Below are 24,002 nucleotides of genomic sequence, written 5' to 3' on the forward strand. Positions count from 1 at the left end.
GAGTTGCAAGCGTCTTGCCGCCTGCTTTATGCTCAATAGTTACCTCGTATTTATCCGTCGGTTTTTCAATTTCCGTATAGTTAAACGTAATCGTGACGTTGTGGTCAGGCATGATTCCCGTTACAACGCCGCCGTCAACCGCCAAGCCGCTGTCTGGGCTTACGGTAGCTCCGGCAAACTGATAGCCTTCAAACTCCTGACTCGCAAACGTTACCTCGGCTCCTTGAGCATAAGATTCCGTTTGGATTTCAAGCGTTTTGCCGCCTGCTTTATGCTCGATGGTTACCTCGTATTTATCCGCCGGTTTTTCAATTTCCGTATAGTTAAACGTAATGGTGATGTTGTGGTCAGGCATGATTCCCGTTACAACGCCGCCGTCAACCGCCAAGCCGCTGTCTGGGCTTACGGTAGCCCCGGCAAACTGATAGCCTTCAAACTCCTGACTCGCAAACGTTACCTCGGCTCCTTGAGCATAAGATTCCGTTTGGATTTCAAGCGTCTTGCCGCCCGCTTTATGCTCAATGGTTACCTCGTATTTATCCGTCGGTTTTTCAATTTCCGTATAGTTAAACGTAACGGTGATGTTGTGGTCAGGCATGATTCCCGTTACAACGCCACCGTCAACCGCCAAGCCGCTGTCTGGGCTTACGGTAGCCCCGGCAAACTGATAGCCTTCAAACTCCTGACTCGCAAACGTTACCTCGGCTCCTTGAGCATAAGATTCCGTTTGGATTTCAAGCGTCTTGCCGCCCGCTTTATGCTCAATGGTTACCTCGTATTTATCCGTCGGTTTTTCAATTTCCGTATAGTTAAACGTAACGGTGATGTTGTGGTCAGGCATGATTCCCGTTACAACGCCACCGTCAACCGCCAAGCCGCTGTCTGGGCTTACGGTAGCCCCGGCAAACTGGTAACCTTCGAACTCCTGACTCGCGAACGTTACCTCGTCTCCTTGAGCATATGATTCCGTGTGAGTTGCAAGCGTTGTGTCGCCCGCTTTATGCTCGATGGTCACTTGGTTCTTAATCGCTTCAAAGTTGATTGTAATCGTGACATCTCTATTGGGCATTATTCCTGTAACATTGCCATCCGTTACTGTGAAATCGCTGCTTTCCGTCTCGAAGTTTTTGAATGAATATTCCGGGAATGATTTCACCGGATGATTCACATTCGCACCTGGAATTACAGGTAACGACTCGGTATCAAGCGTTGTCTCACCTGCTTTGTAAACAATGTTTACGGCATGTGGCGCCTGCGTGTACCCGAACCAAATATCCTCCGATGGTTTGTTCGCATTCAGTGTAACTTTGATTGGTTGGGTTCCTTCCTTGGCTGCAAAACCGGATTGCGTTGGAGGCGATACAGTGTACTCCGTATTGAATTTTAACGCCGTGCTGCCGTTGTCCTCAAAGAGCAACGGGCTTTTTCCAACGACTGCGGCGTGTTCCCGGTCTGTTATGCTGCCGTCGTTATTAATCGGATCGCCTTGAGCATTAACCAGATAAGAATGGATCTTAATCGAACCTACTCCAGTATTTACAGTTGGAACATCGAATTCTTTGGTTCTTTGAACATGGTTCGCGTCGATGTATTCCAGCGTCGTTGTTCCATTTGTCGGGTAAAGCTTACCCGCTTCCGGACCTTTCGATTTAAGCTTAACTTTATAGGTTAGCGTTGCAGCCTCGCCTTCCGTGATGTTCCCGACATCCCAAATAAATTTCTTCGAGGTTGCATCCCAAGTCATTTCGCCTTGCGATATCGTATAGTCTACATCTCGAACAGGCTGGTTGCCGCTCTTTATCATTAAGTCGAACATATCTCCCATCGGATCGAAGACTTTAGCGTTCGTTGCAGCATAAGCGATCTGACCCACCAGCCCCGTATAAATCCTATTCAAATCATTTTCATTGGCATCGAAGTAGCCTTCATTGTTTACCTTTTTCAAAACATACTGGGCATTCTTATCCTTGCCTACATCAAGACCAATAGAATAAATGCGCATATTTTCATCTTTCGCAAACTTTGCCTCAGAGATGGTACCTTGTCCGTGGTTTGTTACACGGGTGCCGAATAACCACCAGTCCCCTATCCAATACCTGATATTATAATCCCCTCCGGAACCCAGAATGTTGTCGTAATTAAACTTTGTAATATAAAAACTTGGATCTCCGGAATTATTCTTTGTTACCTCTGTTCCTTCAAAACTGTACGTCGGCATACCATCGCTTAGAAGAATGATAACTTTTTTTTTCGCATGGCTTTTTTCCAGAAGCAAGCGAGCTTGACGAAGCCCGTCCTGAATGTTGGTACCACCATCTGCATTTATACTATTAATCGCTTTCGTTAGTGCATCCTTGCTGTCGCTTCCATGAAAAGTGGAGTCTACTGTTGCGCTCTTGGCAAACGAAACGACCGCGATCCTTGATGGCGAGCCATCAATTAGCAAATTGTCGATAAACTTTTTTGCCGCATTTTTTGCTTTCTGGATCTTTCCCCCGCTTTTATCGTTCTCGACAGGAGCCATACTCCCCGATCGGTCAATGACCAGGACAACGTCAGCGCCGCCAGTCTGAGTATTCTTACCTTCGACCTTTAATGTAATCTCCCATTCATCACTGACATTGGTCGCCTTTGCGGTTTTCGACAGATGAACAGCTCCGGGGTTAGGCCAATTCAATTCTGGCGGCATCGGCGCAGCAGAACCCACAGGTAACGTCCCTGGAAAAAATCCAACCAGCACGGTCACGACCAACACCCATGTGAATACGTTTCGCAATGTGCGTTTCATCTCGTCCTCCTTATTCCTTTGAATTGTTCCCGAAAAGCAAAAAGTCCGGCTGCATTAACGGATTGTTAATTGCAGCCGGACGATCATAAGTCATAAGGACTCTTAGACTCCAAGGCTTTGCGACCTAATCTTTCGACTAGTGTGCCAAATATAAGATTGTCGTTATTGCAGCAATGCCTAACGCGAAAATCCATTGCATCGATCTTTCGGATGTTAGGCCGTGGGAACCATTGACAAATATAAACCAAAATAAAATTGGCTGTCAATACCCATCATGTGAAATCTTTGGAATTTTCTTTAAACGTGATCCAGATCCCCGTCTTATCGTCCGATGGTTTGAAACGCGGGTAGCGGATGCACTCCGGATCGTCTTGTTCCAGGGCCAGCAGCCACTTGGCGTAGCTTTCCAAGCCTTCCGCAGCGACCTGGCGCAGCATCTTCTCTTCCGGATTTCCGGTTTCGTCATCCTGAAGCGGCCAAGGTTCCGGGTAAAAAAGCCCGTCCGTCACCAGCAGCAGTCCCGCCAAGCCGATCCGGTTGATTTTGCCGTATTCCAAAAAATCTTCCGCTTCCGGCAATCCGTTGATCACGGAGTAACCTTCAAGAGTGTTCATTTTCTCTTTATTTTGAAGCAGCCGGGGTTTGACCCTTTCCCACAATTCGGCTTTCGTACGTATGCCCTCTTCGATGCCCTGCTTCCAAACCGCCAGGGACGCTTCGCCGATCTGAGCGACCTGATCCCGCGTGAGGGTCCGAATCGAACCGTCCCGGTATAAGGCGATCACCATGCAATCCCCCGCCTGAACGTATTCGATGTGATGTTCATGAATGCGAATGGCAGCCATGGCGGCCGTCCACAGTTCGCTTTTGCGATCCGTCCGGATGCCGCTTGCCCGCATTTCCTCGCCCAACTTGAGGTTGGCTTCTTTGGCAAACGTTTCGAGACTGCGGGTTTCGTCTGCGGGGAGCCGCTCGAAATGCCGTTTGATCAGCTGCGAAGCCAGTCTGCCCCCGGTTTCGCCATGCGGTCCCCGGTAGGGGATCAGCGACGTCGCCCCGTCGACCACGCCAAAAATCCTTGCGTCCGGATGCCATATGACGGCGTCTTCATTCCACTCTCCTACGCCTTGAATCGAGATATGCCGAATGTCCATGGGAAATCCCTCCATCGTGTTGGTTCACTGACCGACTCTACAGCGAATCGAGCAATTTTCGGGTCTCTGCGAATCTGTTTCGTTATAGCCAATCGTCTCCGGACAAATCCGGTTAGACGAAGTTTGCAAAAAGACACCGGTACATGTCATGCCGATGCCTTTTTATACGGGTTGATTAGCGCGAGATCGAAGTCAAAATATCATTTTGGAAAAAGAGGTAATCGTCCGATCCGTAGCTATGCTCATACACCCACATATCGGTCGTTCCCCACGAATAGATATCCCGGCTGTTGTGGCTGTACGGCCCCCAAGAGAGATACACCATGTCCGCGGTCATGCCGATGCTGATCGTTCTGTTTTTAATTTTATTCCAAATCTCTTGCGAAAAATGGTATGTCGAATAAGGACTGGTCGTCAAAAACGACGAAGCGAACTCATACTCGGGCAAATTCGCTTTCAGCGTTCGGCCTTTATAAAAAAAGTAAACGTTAACGTACGAATCCAGCAAGGAATCCCTCTCGACGTTGGTGATTTTGACGGCAGCCAAATGCTCAACTTGCTCGTTTACGAGGTTGCCATATAGATCGTAAATCAGGCCGGGATCGAACAGCCATGCCGTCTTCCCGATATACTTGGCGTACGATTCGTACAGATCGTTGATCCCGACGTGAATGCGCACGTTTTGGAGGCTCACCGTAACCGTTTTGACGAAACGATCCCCGTAGTCCCGGTCGCCGTATTCAACGGACGTCTTCCCTTTCGTTGCGTCTTTGACCATTTGCAGCGGCACCATGAGCTTCCCGTTGATATTCTGCGCAGGCACGGCGTAGGAAGTCCCAACACCATTCACTTTGGCGTATTTGGAGTTTAGCTTTGATTGAACGGTCGTCCCTTTGTAAGAAATTTCGATTTCGTTTGTTTTGCTTACGGACAGCTGTCCCCCAGCAGCCTTCAGAAACTCGGCGGCCGGAATGAGGGAGCTTCCCTTCAAAATGACTCCTTGCCCTTGAAGCGTCCGTTCCTGAACGGCTTCGGCCTGTGCTGACGCACCGGCAAAAACAAACACCGTCAGCAGCGCCATCATGCTTAGAAAAATTCTTTTCAACCTTGATTCCCCCTATGTATGTTCCTGTGCGTATGCCCATTCAACGTACCACCTTTTTCAAAAGAGGTCCATCCAATTAATCCCATACGCGCTTTTTCGGGGGCCGTGCTTTGCAATCTCCCTGGTGATTCAGATTTTATTCAGAAGCATGTTGTACGCTTAAGGTAACGCAGACTTTCCCGGAAGGCAACAGAGCGTCAGACCGCCATAAACCGAACACAAACAAGTTTCCGATTGCGGAAGTCGGAAGGGCTTGTTGTGATTCGGAAGCATTCAAATGTCATCGCCTCGGCAGTGCTTCTCCCATCTCCCTCGGAATCATGTTTTTCCGCCGGAAAACCGACAGCAGCAGCCCTGCAGCGGCAAAATCGAAGACTTGCATCATACTGCTGTACCCTATGAAAGGCAGCACCTCGCTGACAATCGGGACGATGCCGAAGGACATGAGAATCGGCCAGAACATCCGGATGGCGAAGAGGCTCATGAATCCGGCGACGATTCTTCTTGCATATTCGTCATGGATGCGGTCCCTCATTTTCCAGACCCGGACCATAAACCAGAACGCCAGCCCAGCGATGAGGATGCCGAATCCCCAACCGAAACAATAAATCAGATAAGGGAACAAGGAGTCGGCGTACACATAAGGGAGCGTATCCAGCCGAGCGGCAAATCCATGCCCGAACCAGCCCGCCGAAAGAATCGCCGCCTTGGTTTGAAACAACTGATGGCTGCCCTCCCCCGCCGGATATAGAAACGCATGAAGACGATGGTATAATTGGCTGGCTCGGGTAAGGGCGAAAATGTATAAAGACAGCAGCGGAAGGGCCAGCAACAAAAATTGGGTGCCGCTCTTTTTTGTTTTCCAAGTCAGCAAGAAAAAAGCAGCGAGATAGATTAGGCCGTAAAACCAGGAAGATCCTAAGGAAAACAACACAACGGGAAACACTCCCCTGCCGACCAGCTGAACAAGGTGCTCCGCTCCGCGCCAATCCTTAGCCGGCTTCATACCCGCCAGCCCCAAGACGAGTATCGGAAGCGAAACGGCCATGATATTGACGCCAAACGGTCCAAACGCGAGAAACACTTTCCTTCCGTTGAGGTCGATCCCTGCACAAAGGGTAAGCAACATCAGAAGTAACATGCCGTAAAACAGCACGGCCGAATGCTTTTGTAGTTTGCGGTAATCGATAAAGTAGAAAACCATCAGGAAGGCCATGCCCATAAGAGTAAACAGCACTTTATTTTCGACAAGCCTCGTGCCGAATTTCGGGTACATTCCCGATTTGCTGGGCGGCAAACACTCCGAAAATGCCCAAAAGCGCCATCGCCGCTATAATAACAAACATCTTCCATTCCACGGCAGGCTTATGAGCCTGGTGTAGGTTGCGCCCAATCGCATCCGGGTCCCCCATCTGGCGGACCGCCTTCGCGGCAGCCTCTTCCTCGGGCATCCCTTCCTCAAGCAAAAGCTCCATTCGTTCCGCCACGTGGGATGTAAGCTCCTCGCGGATATCCGCATGCAGCTCCTTGGCGCGAACGTGTCTGCATACCCGGTTCAAAAATGCGGCAACGACCGCAAATTGTTCAAGCTGGTTCACGATGTTCCCTCCCCTATAACCCGATCCACCGCGGTCCGGAATTGTACCCACTCTTGCGTTTTTTCTTTCAGTTGGCCTCTGCCCCGGTCGGTAATGCGGTAATACTTGCGTTTGCGCCCGTCGTGCGTGCTCCAATAGGCATCCAGCCAACCTTCGGCCTCCAGGGAATGCAGGATGGGGTATAACGTTCCTTCCTTCATCGAAAATACCCCCTCCGAGCTTCGCTCGATCTCTTTGATCAGTTCGTAGCCGTACATTTCCTTCTTGTTCAACAACGTGAGCACTAAAATAGCGGTGCTGCCTTTAAGCAGCTCTTTATTGACTGCCATCCGACGATCTCCTTATACCTAGATTTACGATATATCGAATTACTATGTATATGAATATATGTAAATAAACCATGAAATGCAAGAAGAATTCCTAAATAAGCGATCTTCAATAAGCCCCCTATATAAAGGAAGGTTTTCGAAAATTGTATAGGTTTTGTATAGGTCCGGTTGTTAAACAATTTTTAAGGCATATTGCAGAAATTCAAAATTTATTGACGCAGCTGCTTGGGCAAAAGCGGATGAGGCGCAATTGATCGAAGCCGGAATTCTTCAAGGCAACGGGCCTGAAGTTCTGAGTCCGAAAGCGCCAATGACGCGTGCCGGAGTCACCGCGCTGATTGCCAGAATGCTGAAAACAACCGACATGATCGATAAATAATCGGCACTGCAAAAAACAACCATTGACCGGCTTTTCGGCAATGGTTGTTTTAATATCAGGATGTTTCAGCGTCTCCGATTCCGCGGTTCAGACCAAGTTCAGAAAATATTCAGACGGTTCTTGTATAATTCATTTGTTTACTCACTCTACTTGAATATACGCTCGTACGATAAATGGCAAACCCGCTTGAAAAACGGGGACGCAAAGCTACAGGGGCTAACGGTTTTGCCAGAGCAGCAAATGCCAATGCCAGCCAGCTGCCGAATACGACGGGAATCTCCGTCCTATTTAGCATGCCTGCTGCTTGACGGAGGTTTTTTCTTTTCCTGCATAACCGCAAGGAAGGCAATACGAATAAAGGTGGAATCAGGATGAGGGCTTTACTAGTCGACGATGAGCCATTAGCTCTGGAATATCTTAAAAAGAAACTTGAATACGATATCGGTGGCGTTAACGTCGTGGGCTTATGTTCAAATCCTTATCAGGTGGTTGGAGTTGCGGTCAAACAGCGACCCGACGTCGTCTTTCTCGACATCCATATGCCTGAAATGAACGGACTTGAGCTCGGCGAACAATTGCAGGCTGCCGTTCCGCACACTGAAATCGTCTTCGTGACGGGCTACGACCAATATGCCGTACGCGCTTTTGAGCTTTATGCGCTGGACTATATTATGAAACCTGTGCGCTTGGACCGCTTGCGCCTGACCGTTCAGCGTTTGCGCGAAAGGCTTCAGGAAGATCCCGAAGCGTCCGGCAATGCGAAAACGCCGCTTTTCCTGTGCTTCAATCAGCTTCGGGTCCAGCTTCCCGGGATGGAGCCGCAAACGTTGAAGTGGCGCACGAACAAAGCGCAGGAGCTGTTCGCTTATTTGCTTCACCACCGCGAGCGTACGGTCGATCGCGGCACGTTAATCGAGCTTTTATGGCCCGATTTTGAAGTGTCCCGGGCGACCCAGCAGCTGTACACGACAATCTATCATATCCGCCAAACCCTGTCCAAGGCCGGTCTGACGATGATCCGCATCATCAAAGGAGAACTTGAAGCCGGATACCGGCTCACCATCGGGGGAGCCCGAGTGGACGTCGAGGAATGGGAGCATCGGCTTAAGCGGTTAGAAACTATAGACCTCACGAACGCGGAGGAACACGAGCAGGTCCTGGATCAGTTCGAAGGGAATTATCTGGGGGAATACGAGTACCTGTGGGCCGAATACGAACGGGAACGAATCCGGCTCTTGTGGCTGCAGCACGCGGAGAACCTGGCCCGGTTTTATATGGACCGCGGGAAAACGAAAGCAGCGATTCACGTGAATCTGCGCATTCAGCGGCAGCTGCCCGACCGGGAAGAAACGTATCTGACCCTAATGACGCTTTACGACAGCCTGGGCGACACAAGCGGCGTCGAAGAGCAGTACTGGCTCCTTGCCACCAGAATGCGGGAGCTGGAGCTTGCTTTCCCTCCGAGAATCTTGGCGTGGTATGAACAATGGAAACAGCAGACGCGCTGATTGCGGCAATCCCCCGAACGTAACGTTCGGGGGCGGATTTCAAGCTGTTTTTCGTTTACAGCCGCGGATCGATCTCCCGTTCCTGGCCGACCTCGAACAGCAGATTGGCGGCGATTTCCTGATAGGCCTGATGCTGAGGGGAAATCTCCCCGAATTTGACTTCCAGCATCCGCACGCCAAGCCGATGTTCGTTCAAGGATGTCCGCAGCTTGCGCATAATGCTTTTTTGCTTCATCAGCTTGCGGTATTTGTGCGGGAACCGGTAATCGTAGCCGTATACGATCGTCAAATAGTCGGGATTGCGCACCTTCATGTAGGGTACCGTCCGGCCATTCCACGTCTCCGGCTTGATGACGACTCCTTCCATATGCTTTTCCGTGGTCAGCTTGCCAAAGTAGCTTTCGGCCCGGGCGTCGCTATCCGGATCGGACAAATCCAGCGTGATCGCTTCATCCTCCGAAAGGAAACGGTACATCTCCGAGGTGCTCCATGCCGGCAATTCCTCCCGCCCATCGTCGTATACGATTTTCAACACGGCAAACGGCTTATACTCCATTTCCGCATCTTCCGCATACAGCTCCAGCTGCTTCTTATAGACTTCGTACGCCCGGACATGTTCGGCAAGCGGCACGCTGCTCTCCCGGACGTCATGAAGGTGCTTATAGGTTTGATAAACGCTGGCGCCGTATTTTTCGCTTAAGACGATTTTGGCGGTATGGTATTGGTCCTGCTCGAACCCGCTGGCATCGTATTGTTCCGTCAGCTGTTGCAAAGCCGGCTCGAATCCGTTATGCCGCAAAAACGCCAGCTCCGTTTCCAGCGCTTTTTCGATCGGCTTGAACTGGCGTTCGATCAGCCCTTCTCCGAGCGCCTTCCACGGCAGCAATTCCCCGTCGAGCAGCAGCATGGCGATCCCGTGTTGCTTCATATATCCGCCGAGCCGGTCCAGAAGTTTCCGATAAATCTCCGTCAAGTCCGCCTGCTTCACCTTATAGCCGTTCCGGCTGACGGCAAAACATTGCTCCGGTTCCTGATGCAAATAGACGTTGCAGCGGGAGCCCATATATTTCGGCTGCAAAACAACCTGCCGGACGCCGTGTTCGCGGAAGTAATCCAGCCCTTTTTTCAGCGACTCCAGCTCGTTTCTTTCTGGATCCTTGTCCGCTGGGGACATCGTGCCGGAGATAAAGTTAATGCGATGGCGCGAACAGTAGTGAAGTCTGCGAATTTCTTCCTCGCCCAAATCCTGCACGGAAACCTTGCGCTCTTCCCGGAACAATACCGGCAGTTCTTCCGCCATCGCGGCCGTGCGCGATGAATGCGACTTCATGAACGGCTTGAACGTGATTATGACAGACGTCAGTCCATTTCCATGGACGGCCCCGGTATCGATATGGATTTTGTTTCGGATGCGGAAAGCGCATTTCGCGGCGATATGGCCGAAAATATGGTACGGATGCTTCCCGACCGCTTCCTCCTGCAAAAACGACAGCTGCCCTTCCAGCGGCGCTTCGCGATCGATCCGCAGATTTCGCTGATGGCGGACGGCATTTGCGTCCAGCTTGCCGATATATTTCTTTTTGCACGGGGCATGGGTCACGTAATAGGATGGGCCGTTCATGCCAAGAAAGCGGTAAAACGGCTTCGCCCTCGATACCAGGCACTCGAATTTGTCCCAAAGTTCCGGATCGGCCCGCAGCGTCCCGGCGGAATCGAAATACGTGCAAAGCAGCTCCGGATCCGCGCCGCTAATTTCGCCCCGCACATATTTGTACACGAAATTTTCGTGGTTCCCCATCACAAACAGGAAATGCTCCCGGTTATCATGCAAAAATTCCACGATTTCCTTCGTTTTTTTCCCTTTGTCGATCCAGTCACCGGCCAAGATGATTTTCGCGTCCCGCACCCGGTCCCCGGCGATCAGCTTGCCTGCCTCGATCCGGTACCCGTAGCTCAGCAGCAGCCCCTGCAGTTCATCCACGCGTTCATGGACGTCGCCGACGATGATATACTGCTGCTTTTGCGGCAGCACCGTGTCCAGATAGGCGTCAAGATCCTCGATCACCACGCTGTATTCCGGATTCCGTAGGCCCACCTCCGGCCGGTAAAAATCCTTCGCGCGCACTTTATGGATTTGGTCGTACCCCTCGCGGGCAAGCGCTCCGAGCACCTCCTTTTTCAGGCGGTTGATATGGTTCGTGATGAGCCGCTTCGAACGTTCCGAGGCGTAATAATCCTCCCGTTTCCGGTAATCGAACACGATGACTTCCAGATGGTAATGGTTGCGGCGGGCAATATCCTTGACCTTGGCGCGGAAATCCTCGGCCAGCCCGGTCGTATCGACGACGACGAACTCCGCGTTGACGGGAAACGTCGTCACCATGTTCAGCTTCTCGAACAACAGGTGAAACGCCTGCTCGCTTGCCTCCAGCATCACCTGGTCGTATTTATCGTAGTCATGCCCGAGCACCTCCTGCCGGATTTGGTCGGAAGACAGGTATTGAATATTCGCTTTGATGTTTTTATCCGCGTCTTCAAACCGCAGTCCCGGCATGAGGACTTCCTTGGCAAAGGTCGTTTTGCCGCATTCCGTCGAACCGACGAGCATGAAGATCGTATGCATTTTCGTCCGGATTTCCATGATTCATTAAACCTCCTTTTTCTTCAGGATGGCCCCCTGCGTCGTGCGGATGCCGTCCACCTCGTCCCCGATGTCCACGAATTCGCATGAAAGGCCCGCGTCCCTGATTACATCAAGCAGCCACAGCCGGAACGCCTCCCGCCCCATCTCCCATTTGTGGTCGTCGTGGCGGAAACCCGCAAGTCCGTAAAACCGGTTAAAGTCCTTGTTCGGCGTCGTGATTACAAAATGGCCGAAATCGACCTCTAGCCCAATTTGGCGGATCAGCTCCCCCGCCTCCCCTTCGCTCATGTGCTCGATCACTTCGGTCAAAATGACGTCCACCCGCTCGCCGCTGTATTCCGCGAGGAAATGGCCGATCGATCCAAAAGCCGCAATGTTGGCGATCTGCTTCGATTCCGCTCTGCGCGTCATTTTGTAAAGCGCCTCTTCGTCGACGTCGACCGCATAATACGTCCCGTCGATTTTGCCGGCGAACGGAAGAGCGTAAAAACCTTCGCCGCAGCCCACATCCAGAATGGATTTGTCGAAAGGCAGCACGCCCCCGATGAAATTCCGCCGCTGCAGCGCCGTCCCCCCGTACGCAAATTGAATGCTGTAGCGGTCCGTTTTTTCGAGCTCGGCTTTGTATCGGCCGAACCGTTCCTTGGACGACAAAAAGTTGCGAACGAACAGGCTCCGGATGTAAAACGGCGCGTCGATGACGTGCATGCTCCGGATGTACTTCTCCAGCACCTTTTCGGAGATATCGATGTATTCGTTGCCGAACATGGACAGGAACAAACATAATACGCTGACCACATGCAGAAGCTGATACAGGCTTTTTTGCGTCGTGACGGTTAACGAATAGCTTTTATGCGCCAGATGGTCGGTCGTAAACGTAAATTCCGGAAGATGTTTCGCAAAAAAATCGATATAACGCGTCAACTCGATATGGATCATCGGAATGTAAAAGGTATGTTCATAGCCTTCCGCATCCCGTTCGTCTTGCGTTTTCAGCGGGGCCGAAAAAAATTCCCCGATTGCGTTCAGCGGAAATAAAGGCGTATGATAGCGCGAAACGTTAAGATATTCGAAAGTCTCCTGCTGGTGCTGTTTATAGGAAATTTCATTGTCCGCGTCCTTGAAATAAACGTTATACGTGCTTTCGTCGGTATACCAGCCGTACGCGATTCCCTGACGGATGCTCCGCAGCATCATGCCGGAACCCGGATTTTTTTTGATGAGATACGAAAATTGCGGGTTGGTCGATTTCACTTGAACAATTGCCATCGGTAACTCCCTCCTGTGCTGTTATCATCGCGTATTTCCGGCCGCGCGAACATGGCGGAAGTATTACGACAGGAAAAAAGTTTGGCATTTTCCCCATCTCCATCCACTGATACAATGAAAGGAGCATTTTTTACGGAAGAAGGGAAAAACGGATGGCCAAAGAAAGCTTCGACAAAGAGATCCAGTTTCTGCGCATGCTCGTGCTGACGAGCGGGGCTTACAACAGGCAGCAGTTTGCCAAACGGCTCGGCATCTCCGTCAACACCTTCGACAAAACGCTCCGCCGATTAAAAGACATCGTGCATGCCACGTACCAACAGCTGCCGGAGGAGCAGGGCAAAGAGTTCGCCGAAGCGATCAGATACCGGTACGACGATTCGGCCGACCCGATGCTGCTGTTCCTGTTCCGGGCCAAGTCGCTTAAAGAGTCCGAAAGCCGGCGGTTGTCGCTGGTTCTCGCGGCGCTGAACGGCCGGCCGATGACCGCGTCGGAGCTGCTCGACTGCTGCATGGCCGATCTCCCCGCGGACCTTTCGTTACCGGACGAAAAAACGATACGCAAAGACTTGAAATACTTGGAGGAAGTCGGCGTCGTTCGAAGGGAAAACGGGGCAAGGCCTTATATATACCGCATCCGGAACGAACTGATCCATGAGCTGACGGATGAGGAGCTTCTCGATTTATACGATTTCGTGGACGTGATGGCCAATACGCAAATCCCATCCGTACAAGGATATTTGCTGCGCGACGGGCTCAAAAAACATCTCGTACGCAGCGGCGCGGAAAAAGAGGCGGTCGAACCCTTTTTGTACAAATACCATTACCATTCGCGAATCCTGGACGAAGCCCATTTGTTCGCCATTCTGGATGCGATCTGGGGCCGGCGCAAAATGAAGTTTTTGTACTTCTCGCCCAAATCGGACAAAAGCTACGGCTCGCAAAACACGAACCCGCTGTTCGAGCGCGAATCCCAAGGGAAACTGGAGACGACGCTGCCGCTGAAGGTGGTGTATGACCACCAATACGGAAGATGGTATGTGCTTGGTTACGGACGGGAAGGCATCCGAAAATACCGGATGGAAGGCATGACGCAGGTCGAAACCGGGGAGCCCGCGGCGCAGGCATGGTTCGAGGAAAAGCAGGCGGAGCTGATGGACCGGATTCGCTACAGCTGGCTGATCGACACGGGGCGGCCGGTGACGGTGCGGGCCAGATTTTTTAGTCCCGGCGGGTCGGAGCCGAATTTCATTAAAGAGCGTGTGCTCTTGCAAGGGCAGTGGGGAGAAATCGTCGAGGAACGCGAAGACTCCTTCATCTATGAGATCACGGTGAACGGCACGCAGGAAATCAAACCTTGGCTGCGGAGCTTCGGGTCGAGCTGCGAGGTGCTGGAGCCTGTGCAGCTGCGCCGGGAGTTGATCGCGGAATGGAAGGAGATTCGGGCCTACTATGAATCCGTTTGAAAAGATTTTTAACTACCAGATCATCTCCCGCCTGGACGATGCCGGCACGTTCATGGCAACCGCCCACGAGCGGGCCTGGCTCAAAACGGCGCTGGCGCATCCCGCAGCGGCCCAAGCGTTTACGGCCGGAACGTTGGCCAAACTGGAATCGATGTTGGATCCGGATGATTCCTTCGATCCCCATCCTCATCTGATCGAAAAAGCCCGCAGCCGGGAAAAGCAAGTCTACCATCCCCTGCTGGGGAAAATCCGCCGCCTGATCCTGAACCGCCATGGCATTCGGCTGTCGTACAGCGTCCGGGGCGATCGGATCTTTTCCGATCAATTGGGCGTGCCCTACAAGCTGGAGTATTCGATGGTCAAACGGGAATGGTATTTGCTGTGGCACCGCGTTCGGCATCACGCGCTCATGAAAACGAAACTGGACAAAATCTTGTTCATCGCCGAAGCGGACATCTCGCACGAACGAGTCGATCGGATGCTGGAACGGACCCGCCTTACCCTTGAGTCGCGCAAAACGCAGGTCCTTATCGAAATTCTTCCTATGTATAACCGCGAACTGTCCCGCATTTTATACGCATTTTCCTGTTTTGAGAAGGAAGTCGCCTATGACGCGGACCGGAACCTATATACCGTCAAGGTATGCCTCCTGGGGGAAGAAATCGAATATCTGCTTTCCAAGCTACGTTTTTTGGGAAAACGGGTCAGAGTTTTGGAAGGGGATTACGTCAAAAAGCGGATGGTGGAAGCTTCGACGAAGGCGCTGGAGCGGTATGGGAAAGCAAGTGAGAGAGAAGAAGTTTAAGTAGCAAAATATTGAAAGATAGGGGGAGCTAATACGTGTCCAAAGCAGAGAAACGTTTACGCGAGATTGAAAGCCAACTTGATGGGGCGATGTATAATTTGCCGATTTATAATATCAACAGAGATACAGCACTGCAATTAGTTGCTTCACTATATGAATCTTTAGAATTATCACTCCAATTGCAAGTGATACGAAGTCAAGATAACCCAGAGACGTTATCCGAAGCAGAAAAAAAATCAGAAGGTTTAAAAGGTGCTTTTGCCACAGCCATTCAGCATATAAATAAATTCTGCCCTGAAACCGAAGGGGAGGATGGGGCAGGGCAGCCCGCAATAGATCAATGTATTGAACTACTGAATACTTCTAGCCTATACCAATATGTGGAGGTTAATTATAAAGGGATCCGCCCCGGGATACTATCCCCCTCTCTCGAAGAAGACTCACCTGATCAGATTACGATTGCTTTTCGTCCCGTTGACGATAAAATCCAACGTTATGAAATCATGAATGAGATACTGATCGAGGAAAACTCGAGGTTATATCAAGATAGAATGTCAGCCATTAAACAAGCACTACATAGAAAGTATCCTAAACTAATGAACTGGCGTATGAAAGATGCATACTATTCAGCTATTGCGAATAGCCAAACAGACTTGTTATTTCATTTTCCAGATGAAATGGATTTGGCTGGATATAAAGTTAAGGATATCAAGCACGTATGGAGCAAACTTTTGTATAAAGCCTATATGGCATCACACGCCGCTCGTAAGGATTGTCTGCCGATCTTGGACAAGATCGGTGTTTTGCCGGAGCATATGCTGCCAAATCTTCTATACTTTATTCATGTTGACGAGTTCGATGGCGTAGACCGGCACGTTGTGGAGGCAATACTTGATGATCTTACTTTCGGCACCATGAAAGGCAAACAGAAGTATGGAAGTTTAATGACAGAACCCATTATTCAATTGACTGATGGAGCGCGATTCGTAAGTCCGACATTCATTAGCCATAATCTAGCAGGAAGAAATATAAATGCGACACTCAACCGAATATACGCTGGGACGGTAGATAAAGATACCGTGTCAAAAGAGGCCTATTTCGTGCATGAATTAGAAGAAGTATTAAAGCTGTTTCCTGCACTGAAGAGAGGCGGCCCAACTCAACTTCCCGGAGAGCTGCCGGATGTTGATTATGCAATTTACGATCCGATTTCCAAAACAATAGCAGCTCTAGAAATGAAATGGATTACAGAACCTGTTACAGCTCAGGAAATTGTATCTCGTGACGAAGATTTATACAAAGGACTCCATGTTCAAATACCTAATTATGAAGCGGGAATTACAGCAAATCTTCAATCTTTCATGAAGAAGACCTTTGGTGAAATCGATCCCGTCGATCATATCGATTATTTTGTATTAACAAAGATTTCGATTGGAAGCGGGAAAATCAACGACGGTTCCAACCGGATTATAAACATTCGCATGCTAAAAAAAGCGCTGTTCGATCATGGAGGCAATCTTTATGAAGCGACCCAATCCCTTAGGACGGGAGCTTATCTTCCTCAAGAACATGTTCATTATAAAATAATTGAAAACCGTTACCCATTTGCCGGGGTGAATTTTATAACCTGCGGAAAGGAAGTTCTCGAGCCATTTTCCCTCCAAACACCGGATGATCTTGAGTTTTTCCCTGGAAAGATAGAGTAGCCCAGGATACTCTGCGCTAGTTACATACGAGCTATCCTCCGTTCCGAAAATCCTGCGTTTCTTCCGAAGCGTAATGCAGCGTTCAAGGAAAGATCCCGAGTCGGCGGAGGTACTTCGGCATCTGATCCTCGAGCTGCATGCGGCCTTTCGTCCCATTCCTCCGACTTACCAGGAAGAGAGCTCCGTTCTTTTCCAGCTGTCTTTAGCAACGCAAACGTACACATATTGCTCGTCCCAAGCCATCTGCCCCTGGCTGCAAGGCTCGCTGGACGATGCGGGCGTATGCTTTTCGCGGATGCGGATCTTGTCCCCGTTCACATCGAGCTTTGTATCGGGGTCGTCCGTACCGATTCCGATGTTGCCGCTGCTGCGCTGCATGGTGAGCGCTGAGTCAGACGCTTCGCCGTCATCGCCGTAACGGACGAACTGCAGATCGGAGCCGGCGTTATCCCCCGCTTCCTGCGAACTGTCCGCGCGGACGGCCCATCTTGGCGTGGTCTCGTTATCGTTGCCGGCCACGCTGAACTGAAGGTCCCGGTTCGTGCCGGTTTCGCCGGCCACGCGCAGGATGCCGCTCATTACGTTGAAGTTGGACGAATGGGTGCGGATTTCGCTCACGTCGGTATCGTAAGGGATCTCCAACCGGGTGAACAGTTGGTTCGGGTATTGTCCGGTCGGCGACATCGTCGTCTCGAACGAAATATGTTTATGGTCATGCTGCTCCGGGTTGTTTGCTTTATCGTGGGAAATGATCGCCGTCTTGTCTATGCCGTTCTCATCGGCCCAGGCGATCGCCGGCTTGGCCCGGCCCGCCGTCCATTGCAGCCGGATCAGGTCGGACTGATGGCCCTCCTTCGCGATCCATTTCTCGTCGGTGGACAGAAGCAGCCGTTCATTGTGCGGGACACGGATTTCGCCGCTGTCGCCTACCGATTTCCCTAACGCCGCCGGCGTACCTGCTTCTTGCTTTGCCGTGAACCCTGTGCCCAGCAAGCTTACGCCTCCCAATAAGACCGTTACCATCATCACCTTCGACAATTTCATGCTTTCCCTCCGTTTTCCTTTTCGTTTCGTTTGTTCAATCGTTTGAAAAAGACTTTTAAAAAGACCTGGACTGATCGTATATAAACATCGCCCGGCGCACAACCCATTTCGCGGAATGTCCCGGAAAAACGATTCCTTTCGCCTAGCGTTTTGCCGCGATAGCCGCCGCAGCGGTTCCTACCAAAGTTGTGCCGTACTTTTGGCCCCCTGTTATTTAACAAGACGCCGAATATATATTTTCGAGCTCCGATGCGCGATGCTTTCATTTTTGGCGATTTTCAGATAACCTCTTATTATCGAGAAATGATATCGTCTTCCCCATAAGGAGGTCACCCGCCTTGAAAATCAGCGAACTTGCCAGCTTGAGCCAAGTCAGCATCCGGTCGATTCGGCATTATGAAAATAAGGGCCTGTTAAAGGCCGACAGGTTGGAAAACAACTACAGGGTTTTCGGCGAATCGGCCGTAGAACGGGTCAAAGCCATTCGGCTATATTTGCGTTTAGGACTCACGACCGAAGAAATCGGGACATTGTTTAAGACGGAGGTAGCCGATCCCGACGAATATGAATATTGCGAGGAAATGTTGGCGACCTATCACGAGAAGCTCAGCAACGTAAATGGTCAAATCGAAGCTCTGCAGCAATTGAAGGGGCTTTTGGAAAAACAGATCGCAAATACGGTACTCCGAAAAAAATAACCTATTCAGGACGTCAAAGGATCGTGAACACGCTCCGAAGACGTCCTTTTGAAATTTTGGGCGTTGACTTTACCACTAGCGTCATCCTTTACGATGGATGTGAATTCATTTCGAAAGGGGTTTTGACGTTGGAAACCGGACATCACAAAGGGGTAACCGTCATCGGTCTGGGGCCGATGGGTCAAGCGATGGCGGGCGCATTCCTTAAGCAAGGCTACGAGGTGACCGTATGGAACCGAACCTTAAGCAAAGCGGACGAATTGGCGGCACAAGGCGCGCTCAAGGCAACTACGCCCGAGGAGGCGTTGGCCGCGAACCCGCTGGCCATCCTCAGCCTGACCGATTATGACGCCATGTATGCCATCCTGGAGTCGGCGAAAGGGAGCTTAAACGGCAAAGTCATCGTAAACTTAAGCTCGGACACCCCGGCAAAAGCGAGACAAGCGTCAGCATGGCTGGCGGGTTATGGGGCCGTGCTTCTCGCCGGTGGCGTGCAGGTTCCGCCTTCCGGAATCGGCAACCCGGGCTCATCTACCTTCTATAGCGGCCCAACAAGCGTTTTTGAGGCTCATAAAGAAACGTTAAACGTGCTGACAAGCACCGATTACCGCGGCGAAGACCCCGGACTTGCCATGCTGTATTACCAAATGCAGATGGTCATCTTTTGGACGTCGATGCTCAGCTACCTGCAGGCGCTTGCCCTTGCCAACGCAAACGGAATCACTGCGGAGCAGTACCAGAATTACGCCCAAGAAAATATATCGTCTTTGCCCGGCTTCATTGAATTTTACACGCCGCGGCTGAACGCCGGAGAACATCCCGGGGACGTGGACCGGCTGGCCATGGGGGCCGCAAGCGTCGAACACGTCGTGCACACATTCGAAGACGCGGGGCTCGATCCTTCCTTGCCGGCCGCCGTCCTGGATCTCTTCCGTCGCGGCATGGAAAAAGGGCATGCTGCCGACAGCTTCACAAGTTTGATCGAAATCATGAAACAGCCGACTGCATAACACATGGGGCTCCTGATCTTCGATCGGGAGCTTCTTTTGTCGCTCAAGCCCACATCCTATTTCCAATAAGTTCTGGCATGCGTTAACGATCCTTTTACAAACCGGATGTATACTTGATGTACGGCACATAAAAACCATATTTATAAGGAATGCAAAAAAACATGGGAATTCATGCGTACTTCCAATCGCTGACGGATCTGGAGCGGATCATTCGCTGCCCGGGCAGATTCAAATTTCAGGAGCATAGCGTTTCCGAGCATTCCTGGAAGGTCGTCCAATATGCCAAAACATTGGCGGACATTGAAGAAAGCAACGGGGTAACGGTAGACTGGAAGAAGTTATACGAGATTACAAGCAGCCATGATTACGGTGAAATTTTTATCGGGGATATCAAAACGCCCGTAAAGCACCACTCGCTCGAATTGCGCGCCATGCTGCAGCAGGTTGAAGAAGGAATGGTCGCCCATTTCATTGACGAGCATATTCCCGCCGAGTTTCAGCCTATTTTTCGCAGACAGCTGCGCGAAGGCAAAGACGATTCCGTCGAAGGGCTCATTCTTGAGGTAGCGGATAAAATGGACCAAATCTATGAAGCCTTCGCCGAGCTGCAGCGGGGAAATACCGAAAAGGAATTTATTGTGATGTACCGCAGCGCCCTCATTAAAATCAAACAAATCAAACTGCATTGCGTCGATTATTTTCTGCGTGAAATTTTGCCCGACTTGGTCCGCGAGGGATCGCAATCCCCGATCGATATCGAACGGATTACGAATGAAGCGCTCCGATCATAACCCCGTTTTTCAAGGAGTTTCGCAGAGACCTTGGATTGTCTAATGCCGTTATAGCTACAAGGATGGTTCAGCCCCCTGACATGAGGGCTTTTTTGATTTGGCAAATGTGCATCCTGACTCACGCTTCCGGCGGAAGGCTTGCAACGGCCGTAAAAAATACGTCCAGCAATTCTTTGCCGAACTCGGCTTGGACGTATTCGGAAATGCGATCCAGTTCCTCCCTGCTGCCGTATTCCAGGCACGGACGCCCTTCGCACCACAACACCTTGCACGCAAAGGCCTTTTTTACGCGCTCGATCATATAATCCTGCTCGCAGCCGGCTGACATCGGTCTTCCCCCTCTTCCTTCACTCTGCTTCTTTTTTGGCAAAGCATCTCTCCTTATTATTCAAAATTTAAACTTCCGCTTCCTATGATATACATCACAATATATTAGAGAAAACACGAGTTTGATCAAGCTTTCACGCCGCAATCTATGAATTTGAATTCAGCTCCTGCGGTTGGTAGAATGTACCTTTGTAGACTATATTTTTATGTTAGGAGCGGAAATGATGACGACCCAACGGCAGGCAGCTATGCAGTCCATGATCGAGTGGCTGGCCGATGAACGCGAACTCGGAAAGGAACCGAGCAAAATCGAAATCGCGGGAGAATTTGATCTGCACGGCATGCATTACTACATATTCAAATATAAAAAGAGCCTGCTCGGAAAATGGCTGCTCGGCGTGTGCGGCGGTTATGAGCATGACCTGGATACCGAACATTGCGGCCATGTTTTCAGCGAAATGCAGCCTTATGATCCTGCCACCGCCCAACAGGAGGCCATAGTCATGGTAGAAATGATCCGCGAGTTCTGGATGAAGCAGGCGGCGGCGCTCGAGGAGGGGCAACAAGAGGCAAACTCTGAAGAGTCTCAGAACGACAAGGGCGGTCTTTTCAACGGATTCGTGCTGCTGGATTCCCACGAATGCGATATGGAGCAGATCAAACGGAATCTTTTGCAGGATTGGAATATTTCATGCACGGAGGCCGAAGAGACGGGCCGCGACAACGCAAAAGAAACCGGCGGCACGCTCGTGTTCGAGGCGGATGGCTGCATGGCGGCTTTAAGTTTTGTCGATGCTCCGATTCCGGACGGCGAAGCCGAACATAACGCCCGAGCGAACTACCTTTGGAAAGAAGCCGTGGAAAAGACCCAAACCCATGTGGCCCAAATCATCGTGGCCGTGTTTACCCGCTCCGGCTCCCCGCTTGATAGCGGCAAACTATACGCAAAGCTGGCTTCCAGCTGCTTGAAACTCCCGAACGCGGTCGGATTGTATTCTTCAGGCACCGTCTTTCACCCGGGGCTGTTCGTGGATTTTGCGGAATTGATGAAAACGGACGATGACATGTTCCCGCTGCTGAACCTGGTGCATTTTGGCCTTGTCCGAACGGAAAACGGCATCAGCGGCTACACTTTCGGCTTAAGAGCTTTCGGCAAAGACGAAATCGAGGTGCTGGACACCCAAGCCTCCCCTTCCGAGCTGCGCGATTTCCTGATCGACATCAGCGGTTACGTCATCGAACACAACGTGACTTTAAAAGACGGGGAAACGATCGGCTTCAGCGCGGAACATAAGCTGCCCATCGTCCGTTCGGAGGGCGTATACGTCGAAGGAAGCAGTCTTAAAATCAAATTTTGAACGTATTTCTCTAAAAAAAGACAGCGCATCCTGCTTACAGGGTGCGCTGTTGCGGTTTGCCGGGGCGCTGACGCGTGCAACTCCGGACCCGAGGGAATTGTCCATGTTGGCGGCAAAAGTTCTATATGCCCCTTCGCATCCCCGACAAGAATTGAATCCCCGCGATATAAAGCGGAAATATCAACGTTTCGCCAAGCACGATCAAACCCACCACCGGCAGCGGCATGTCCTGCGGGTCCGTGATGGGATACATCGCCGTAAAGGCGCGGATCAAGACGCAAAAATAAGGAAACCAAAGAACGGTCGTAACATATCGCCATTTGCGCTGCCCTGTCCACCGCTTGCTTATGACAAAGAGCAGAACCGTGGAACAGACAAAAAGCGCGATATTCGCTGCATCGACCAGCTTCCCGGCATGCTCCCAACCCGTAAGCCGTTCGATCCGGTACACATTCGTCATCAATTCCGTATGGACAAAAAGCACAAATGCATATATCAAGCTGACGCCGTTCAGTTTAAGGATATAAGCCATAGAGAACCTCCCTTTCGAAGCTGCCTCATACGGTTATTAACGGCCTACCAACTTCCGCCCCGCTTGACCTCTTCAATAATGGCGCGTATGCCTTCGTCGATCCGCTCCGGGCGGGCCCGGGAGATACTGATCCGAATAAATTTTTCGCGCTCCCGGAAATCCGACAGGTAATGCCTTTTACCGGACACGACCCGAATGCCCCGCTCCTCGAGCCGCGCAATGAGGCGTTCCAAATTGACCGAAGGCTGCACCTTCAGCTGGATATAAATCCCTGAATCGACGTTGGAAGCTTCGACGAGCCCCTCCCGGTTATGCCTTCGAATGGCTTCGTTCGCGGCCCGGATCCGCGAGGCGTACTGGCTGCAGATATGACGTTTGTGGCGCTCATACATGCCGTTTTTGATATAAATATCCAGCGCCGCTTGGGAAAGCAGCGAAGTGTCCGGATACCTTTTGTACCGGTGAAATGTTTCCACAAGATGCAGAGGCAAGACGGCAGCCCCCAAGCGAAGGCCGGGAAAAATGATTTTCGAAAAACTCTTCAAATAAATGGCATGCCCTTTCCGGCTGTAGGCAAAAATCGGATCAAAACAGCGCTCCTCCCCGAGATCCGCCATATAATCGTCTTCCACGACGTATACATCGTATTTGTCCGCCAGCCTGGCGATCGCTTCCCGCTCCCGAACCGTATACGACGTGCCCAACGGGTTGTGGTAACGGGACATGGTGTAAAAAAATTTGATTCCCCCGCTTTGAAACATCTCCTCCAATTCAGCGAGATCGATGCCGTCTGCGGTACGAGCAATTCCCCGGACCGGCAGGCCTTCCGTTTCAAGAAAACGCAAATAGATGTCATAACTCGGCTGCTCCACCAAAATAACCTCTTTTCCGTTCGGAAACGGCATTTTCGCAAGCATTTCCAGCGTCTGCTGGACGCCGGAGGCGATAAAAATCTGTTCGGCTTTGGCAAACACCTGATCTACGGCCAAATGGTTCACCAGCGTACGGCGAAGACTCTCCATCCCTTGGTGGCTGCCATAGGTAAACAGATCATGTTTGTATGTATCAATCGCCTTGTTCAGGCAATGCTGGAAATCCAGGTACGGGAACAAGTCGATATCCGGCAATGCCGAGGCCAAATCCAGGACGCCGTCGTCCCGACCGTCCCCTTCTTTCGCCGGTTTGTCCACGACATAGAATCCGCTTTGCGGGGCGGCGTAAATGGCGTGGCGTTTTTCAAGTTCGGCGTAGGCGCGGGTCACCGTACTGACGCTGCACCCGTAATGCGCGGCCGCGGAACGGACGGAAGGGAGTTTTTGGCCCGGAGCAAACTGCCCCAGCTCGATTTTCTGTTCGATATCTGCCAAAATGGCAGCATATTTTTTCACGCCGATCCACTCCTCTATTTAGCATAGGACATGCTTTGGTACATAGTATACCTGAATATTGAACTGTACCGATACAGTTGCTTTAAAACGGCATGGTGGGTTCGCC

The 24,002-nt window shown here is 51.1% G+C and carries 21 protein-coding genes and 2 riboswitches; of the genes, 9 read left to right on the top strand and 12 right to left on the bottom strand.

The annotated features are described in order from the left end of the window. From AC27KL_RS23645 to AC27KL_RS23670, 6 genes are all read right to left on the bottom strand, one after another. Positions 1-2,788, bottom strand: a 2,788-nt coding sequence (locus AC27KL_RS23645; RefSeq protein WP_487171297.1) for a vWA domain-containing protein, incomplete at its 3' end; no start/stop codon positions are given. 67 nt (positions 2,789-2,855) lie between these two features. After that, positions 2,856-2,944: riboswitch (cyclic di-GMP riboswitch) on the bottom strand. A 116-nt stretch (positions 2,945-3,060) separates the two neighbouring features. Next, positions 3,061-3,942, bottom strand: coding sequence for a protein phosphatase 2C domain-containing protein (locus AC27KL_RS23650; RefSeq protein ID WP_487171298.1), 882 nt, complete (start codon positions 3,940-3,942; stop codon positions 3,061-3,063). Positions 3,943-4,117: 175 nt separating this feature from the next. Then, complete coding sequence (locus AC27KL_RS23655) at positions 4,118-5,047, bottom strand: stalk domain-containing protein (RefSeq protein WP_487171299.1); 930 nt, start codon at positions 5,045-5,047, stop codon at positions 4,118-4,120. Positions 5,048-5,327: 280 nt separating this feature from the next. After that, a complete protein-coding gene (locus AC27KL_RS23660) occupies positions 5,328-6,323 on the bottom strand; it encodes an FtsW/RodA/SpoVE family cell cycle protein (protein ID WP_487171300.1) in 996 nt (331 codons plus the stop codon). Beyond that, on the bottom strand, positions 6,286-6,645 hold the full coding sequence (locus tag AC27KL_RS23665; protein WP_487171301.1) for a permease prefix domain 1-containing protein: 360 nt from the start codon (positions 6,643-6,645) through the stop codon (positions 6,286-6,288). The genes AC27KL_RS23660 and AC27KL_RS23665 overlap by 38 nt, the downstream gene beginning before the upstream one ends. After that, on the bottom strand, positions 6,642-6,974 hold the full coding sequence (locus AC27KL_RS23670) for a PadR family transcriptional regulator (RefSeq protein ID WP_212950562.1): 333 nt from the start codon (positions 6,972-6,974) through the stop codon (positions 6,642-6,644). The genes AC27KL_RS23665 and AC27KL_RS23670 overlap by 4 nt, the downstream gene beginning before the upstream one ends. Positions 6,975-7,224: 250 nt before the next feature. Between AC27KL_RS23670 and AC27KL_RS23675 the strand changes: the two genes are divergently transcribed. Together AC27KL_RS23675 and AC27KL_RS23680 are read left to right on the top strand one after the other, a co-directional pair. Continuing rightward, entirely contained in the window at positions 7,225-7,353 is a 129-nt protein-coding gene (locus AC27KL_RS23675) for an S-layer homology domain-containing protein (protein ID WP_339322955.1), read from the top strand. A gap of 165 nt (positions 7,354-7,518) precedes the next feature. Then, a riboswitch (cyclic di-GMP riboswitch) is annotated at positions 7,519-7,618 on the top strand. Positions 7,619-7,724: 106 nt separating this feature from the next. Next, positions 7,725-8,861, top strand: coding sequence for a response regulator (locus AC27KL_RS23680; RefSeq protein ID WP_487171302.1), 1,137 nt, complete (start codon positions 7,725-7,727; stop codon positions 8,859-8,861). Between the two features lie 55 nt (positions 8,862-8,916). Here AC27KL_RS23680 and AC27KL_RS23685 read toward each other — a convergent pair whose 3' ends face one another. After that, positions 8,917-11,502 (bottom strand): metallophosphoesterase, encoded by a 2,586-nt coding sequence (locus AC27KL_RS23685; protein ID WP_487171303.1) that lies wholly within the window; start codon positions 11,500-11,502, stop codon positions 8,917-8,919. 6 nt (positions 11,503-11,508) lie between these two features. Further along, a complete protein-coding gene (locus AC27KL_RS23690; RefSeq protein WP_487171304.1) occupies positions 11,509-12,774 on the bottom strand; it encodes a methyltransferase domain-containing protein in 1,266 nt (421 codons plus the stop codon). Between the two features lie 152 nt (positions 12,775-12,926). Between AC27KL_RS23690 and AC27KL_RS23695 the strand changes: the two genes are divergently transcribed. From AC27KL_RS23695 to AC27KL_RS23705, 3 genes are read left to right on the top strand one after another with little or no spacing between them, the layout of a single operon-like run. Further along, the gene (locus AC27KL_RS23695; RefSeq protein WP_487171305.1) at positions 12,927-14,237 is read left to right on the top strand and encodes a helix-turn-helix transcriptional regulator; all 1,311 of its coding nucleotides are present in this window, start codon (positions 12,927-12,929) and stop codon (positions 14,235-14,237) included. After that, positions 14,224-15,042: a WYL domain-containing protein gene (locus AC27KL_RS23700; RefSeq protein WP_339322950.1), complete on the top strand. Its 819-nt coding sequence runs from the start codon at positions 14,224-14,226 to the stop codon at positions 15,040-15,042. Before AC27KL_RS23695 ends, AC27KL_RS23700 begins: the two co-directional genes overlap by 14 nt. A 35-nt stretch (positions 15,043-15,077) precedes the next feature. Further along, positions 15,078-16,748, top strand: coding sequence for a hypothetical protein (locus AC27KL_RS23705; protein ID WP_487171306.1), 1,671 nt, complete (start codon positions 15,078-15,080; stop codon positions 16,746-16,748). 165 nt (positions 16,749-16,913) lie between these two features. On the opposite strand, the gene AC27KL_RS23710 is transcribed toward AC27KL_RS23705, so the two are convergent. Further along, a complete protein-coding gene (locus AC27KL_RS23710) occupies positions 16,914-17,792 on the bottom strand; it encodes a hypothetical protein (RefSeq protein WP_487171307.1) in 879 nt (292 codons plus the stop codon). Between the two features lie 338 nt (positions 17,793-18,130). Here AC27KL_RS23710 and AC27KL_RS23715 point away from each other — a divergent pair, with 338 nt between their 5' ends. The 3 genes from AC27KL_RS23715 (at position 18,131) to AC27KL_RS23725 (ending at position 20,291) form a co-directional block, all read left to right on the top strand. Then, positions 18,131-18,490, top strand: coding sequence for a MerR family transcriptional regulator (locus tag AC27KL_RS23715; protein WP_487171308.1), 360 nt, complete (start codon positions 18,131-18,133; stop codon positions 18,488-18,490). 122 nt (positions 18,491-18,612) lie between these two features. Further along, positions 18,613-19,500: an NAD(P)-dependent oxidoreductase gene (locus tag AC27KL_RS23720; protein WP_487171309.1), complete on the top strand. Its 888-nt coding sequence runs from the start codon at positions 18,613-18,615 to the stop codon at positions 19,498-19,500. A gap of 161 nt (positions 19,501-19,661) precedes the next feature. Beyond that, positions 19,662-20,291 (top strand): HD domain-containing protein, encoded by a 630-nt coding sequence (locus AC27KL_RS23725; protein ID WP_339322947.1) that lies wholly within the window; start codon positions 19,662-19,664, stop codon positions 20,289-20,291. 118 nt (positions 20,292-20,409) lie between these two features. Here the strand turns inward: AC27KL_RS23725 and AC27KL_RS23730 are convergent, their stop codons facing one another. After that, entirely contained in the window at positions 20,410-20,619 is a 210-nt protein-coding gene (locus AC27KL_RS23730; RefSeq protein ID WP_339322946.1) for a hypothetical protein, read from the bottom strand. A gap of 223 nt (positions 20,620-20,842) precedes the next feature. Between AC27KL_RS23730 and AC27KL_RS23735 the strand changes: the two genes are divergently transcribed. Then, positions 20,843-21,976, top strand: a complete 1,134-nt coding sequence (locus AC27KL_RS23735) for a DUF4261 domain-containing protein (protein WP_487171310.1) — start codon at positions 20,843-20,845, stop codon at positions 21,974-21,976. A gap of 121 nt (positions 21,977-22,097) precedes the next feature. Here the strand turns inward: AC27KL_RS23735 and AC27KL_RS23740 are convergent, their stop codons facing one another. Then, positions 22,098-22,508, bottom strand: coding sequence for a hypothetical protein (locus tag AC27KL_RS23740; RefSeq protein WP_487171311.1), 411 nt, complete (start codon positions 22,506-22,508; stop codon positions 22,098-22,100). A 44-nt stretch (positions 22,509-22,552) separates the two neighbouring features. Then, the gene (locus AC27KL_RS23745; protein WP_487171312.1) at positions 22,553-23,896 is read right to left on the bottom strand and encodes an aminotransferase-like domain-containing protein; all 1,344 of its coding nucleotides are present in this window, start codon (positions 23,894-23,896) and stop codon (positions 22,553-22,555) included. Positions 23,897-24,002 lie beyond the last annotated feature (106 nt).

The organism is Paenibacillus sp. YAE3 (assembly GCF_057546105.1).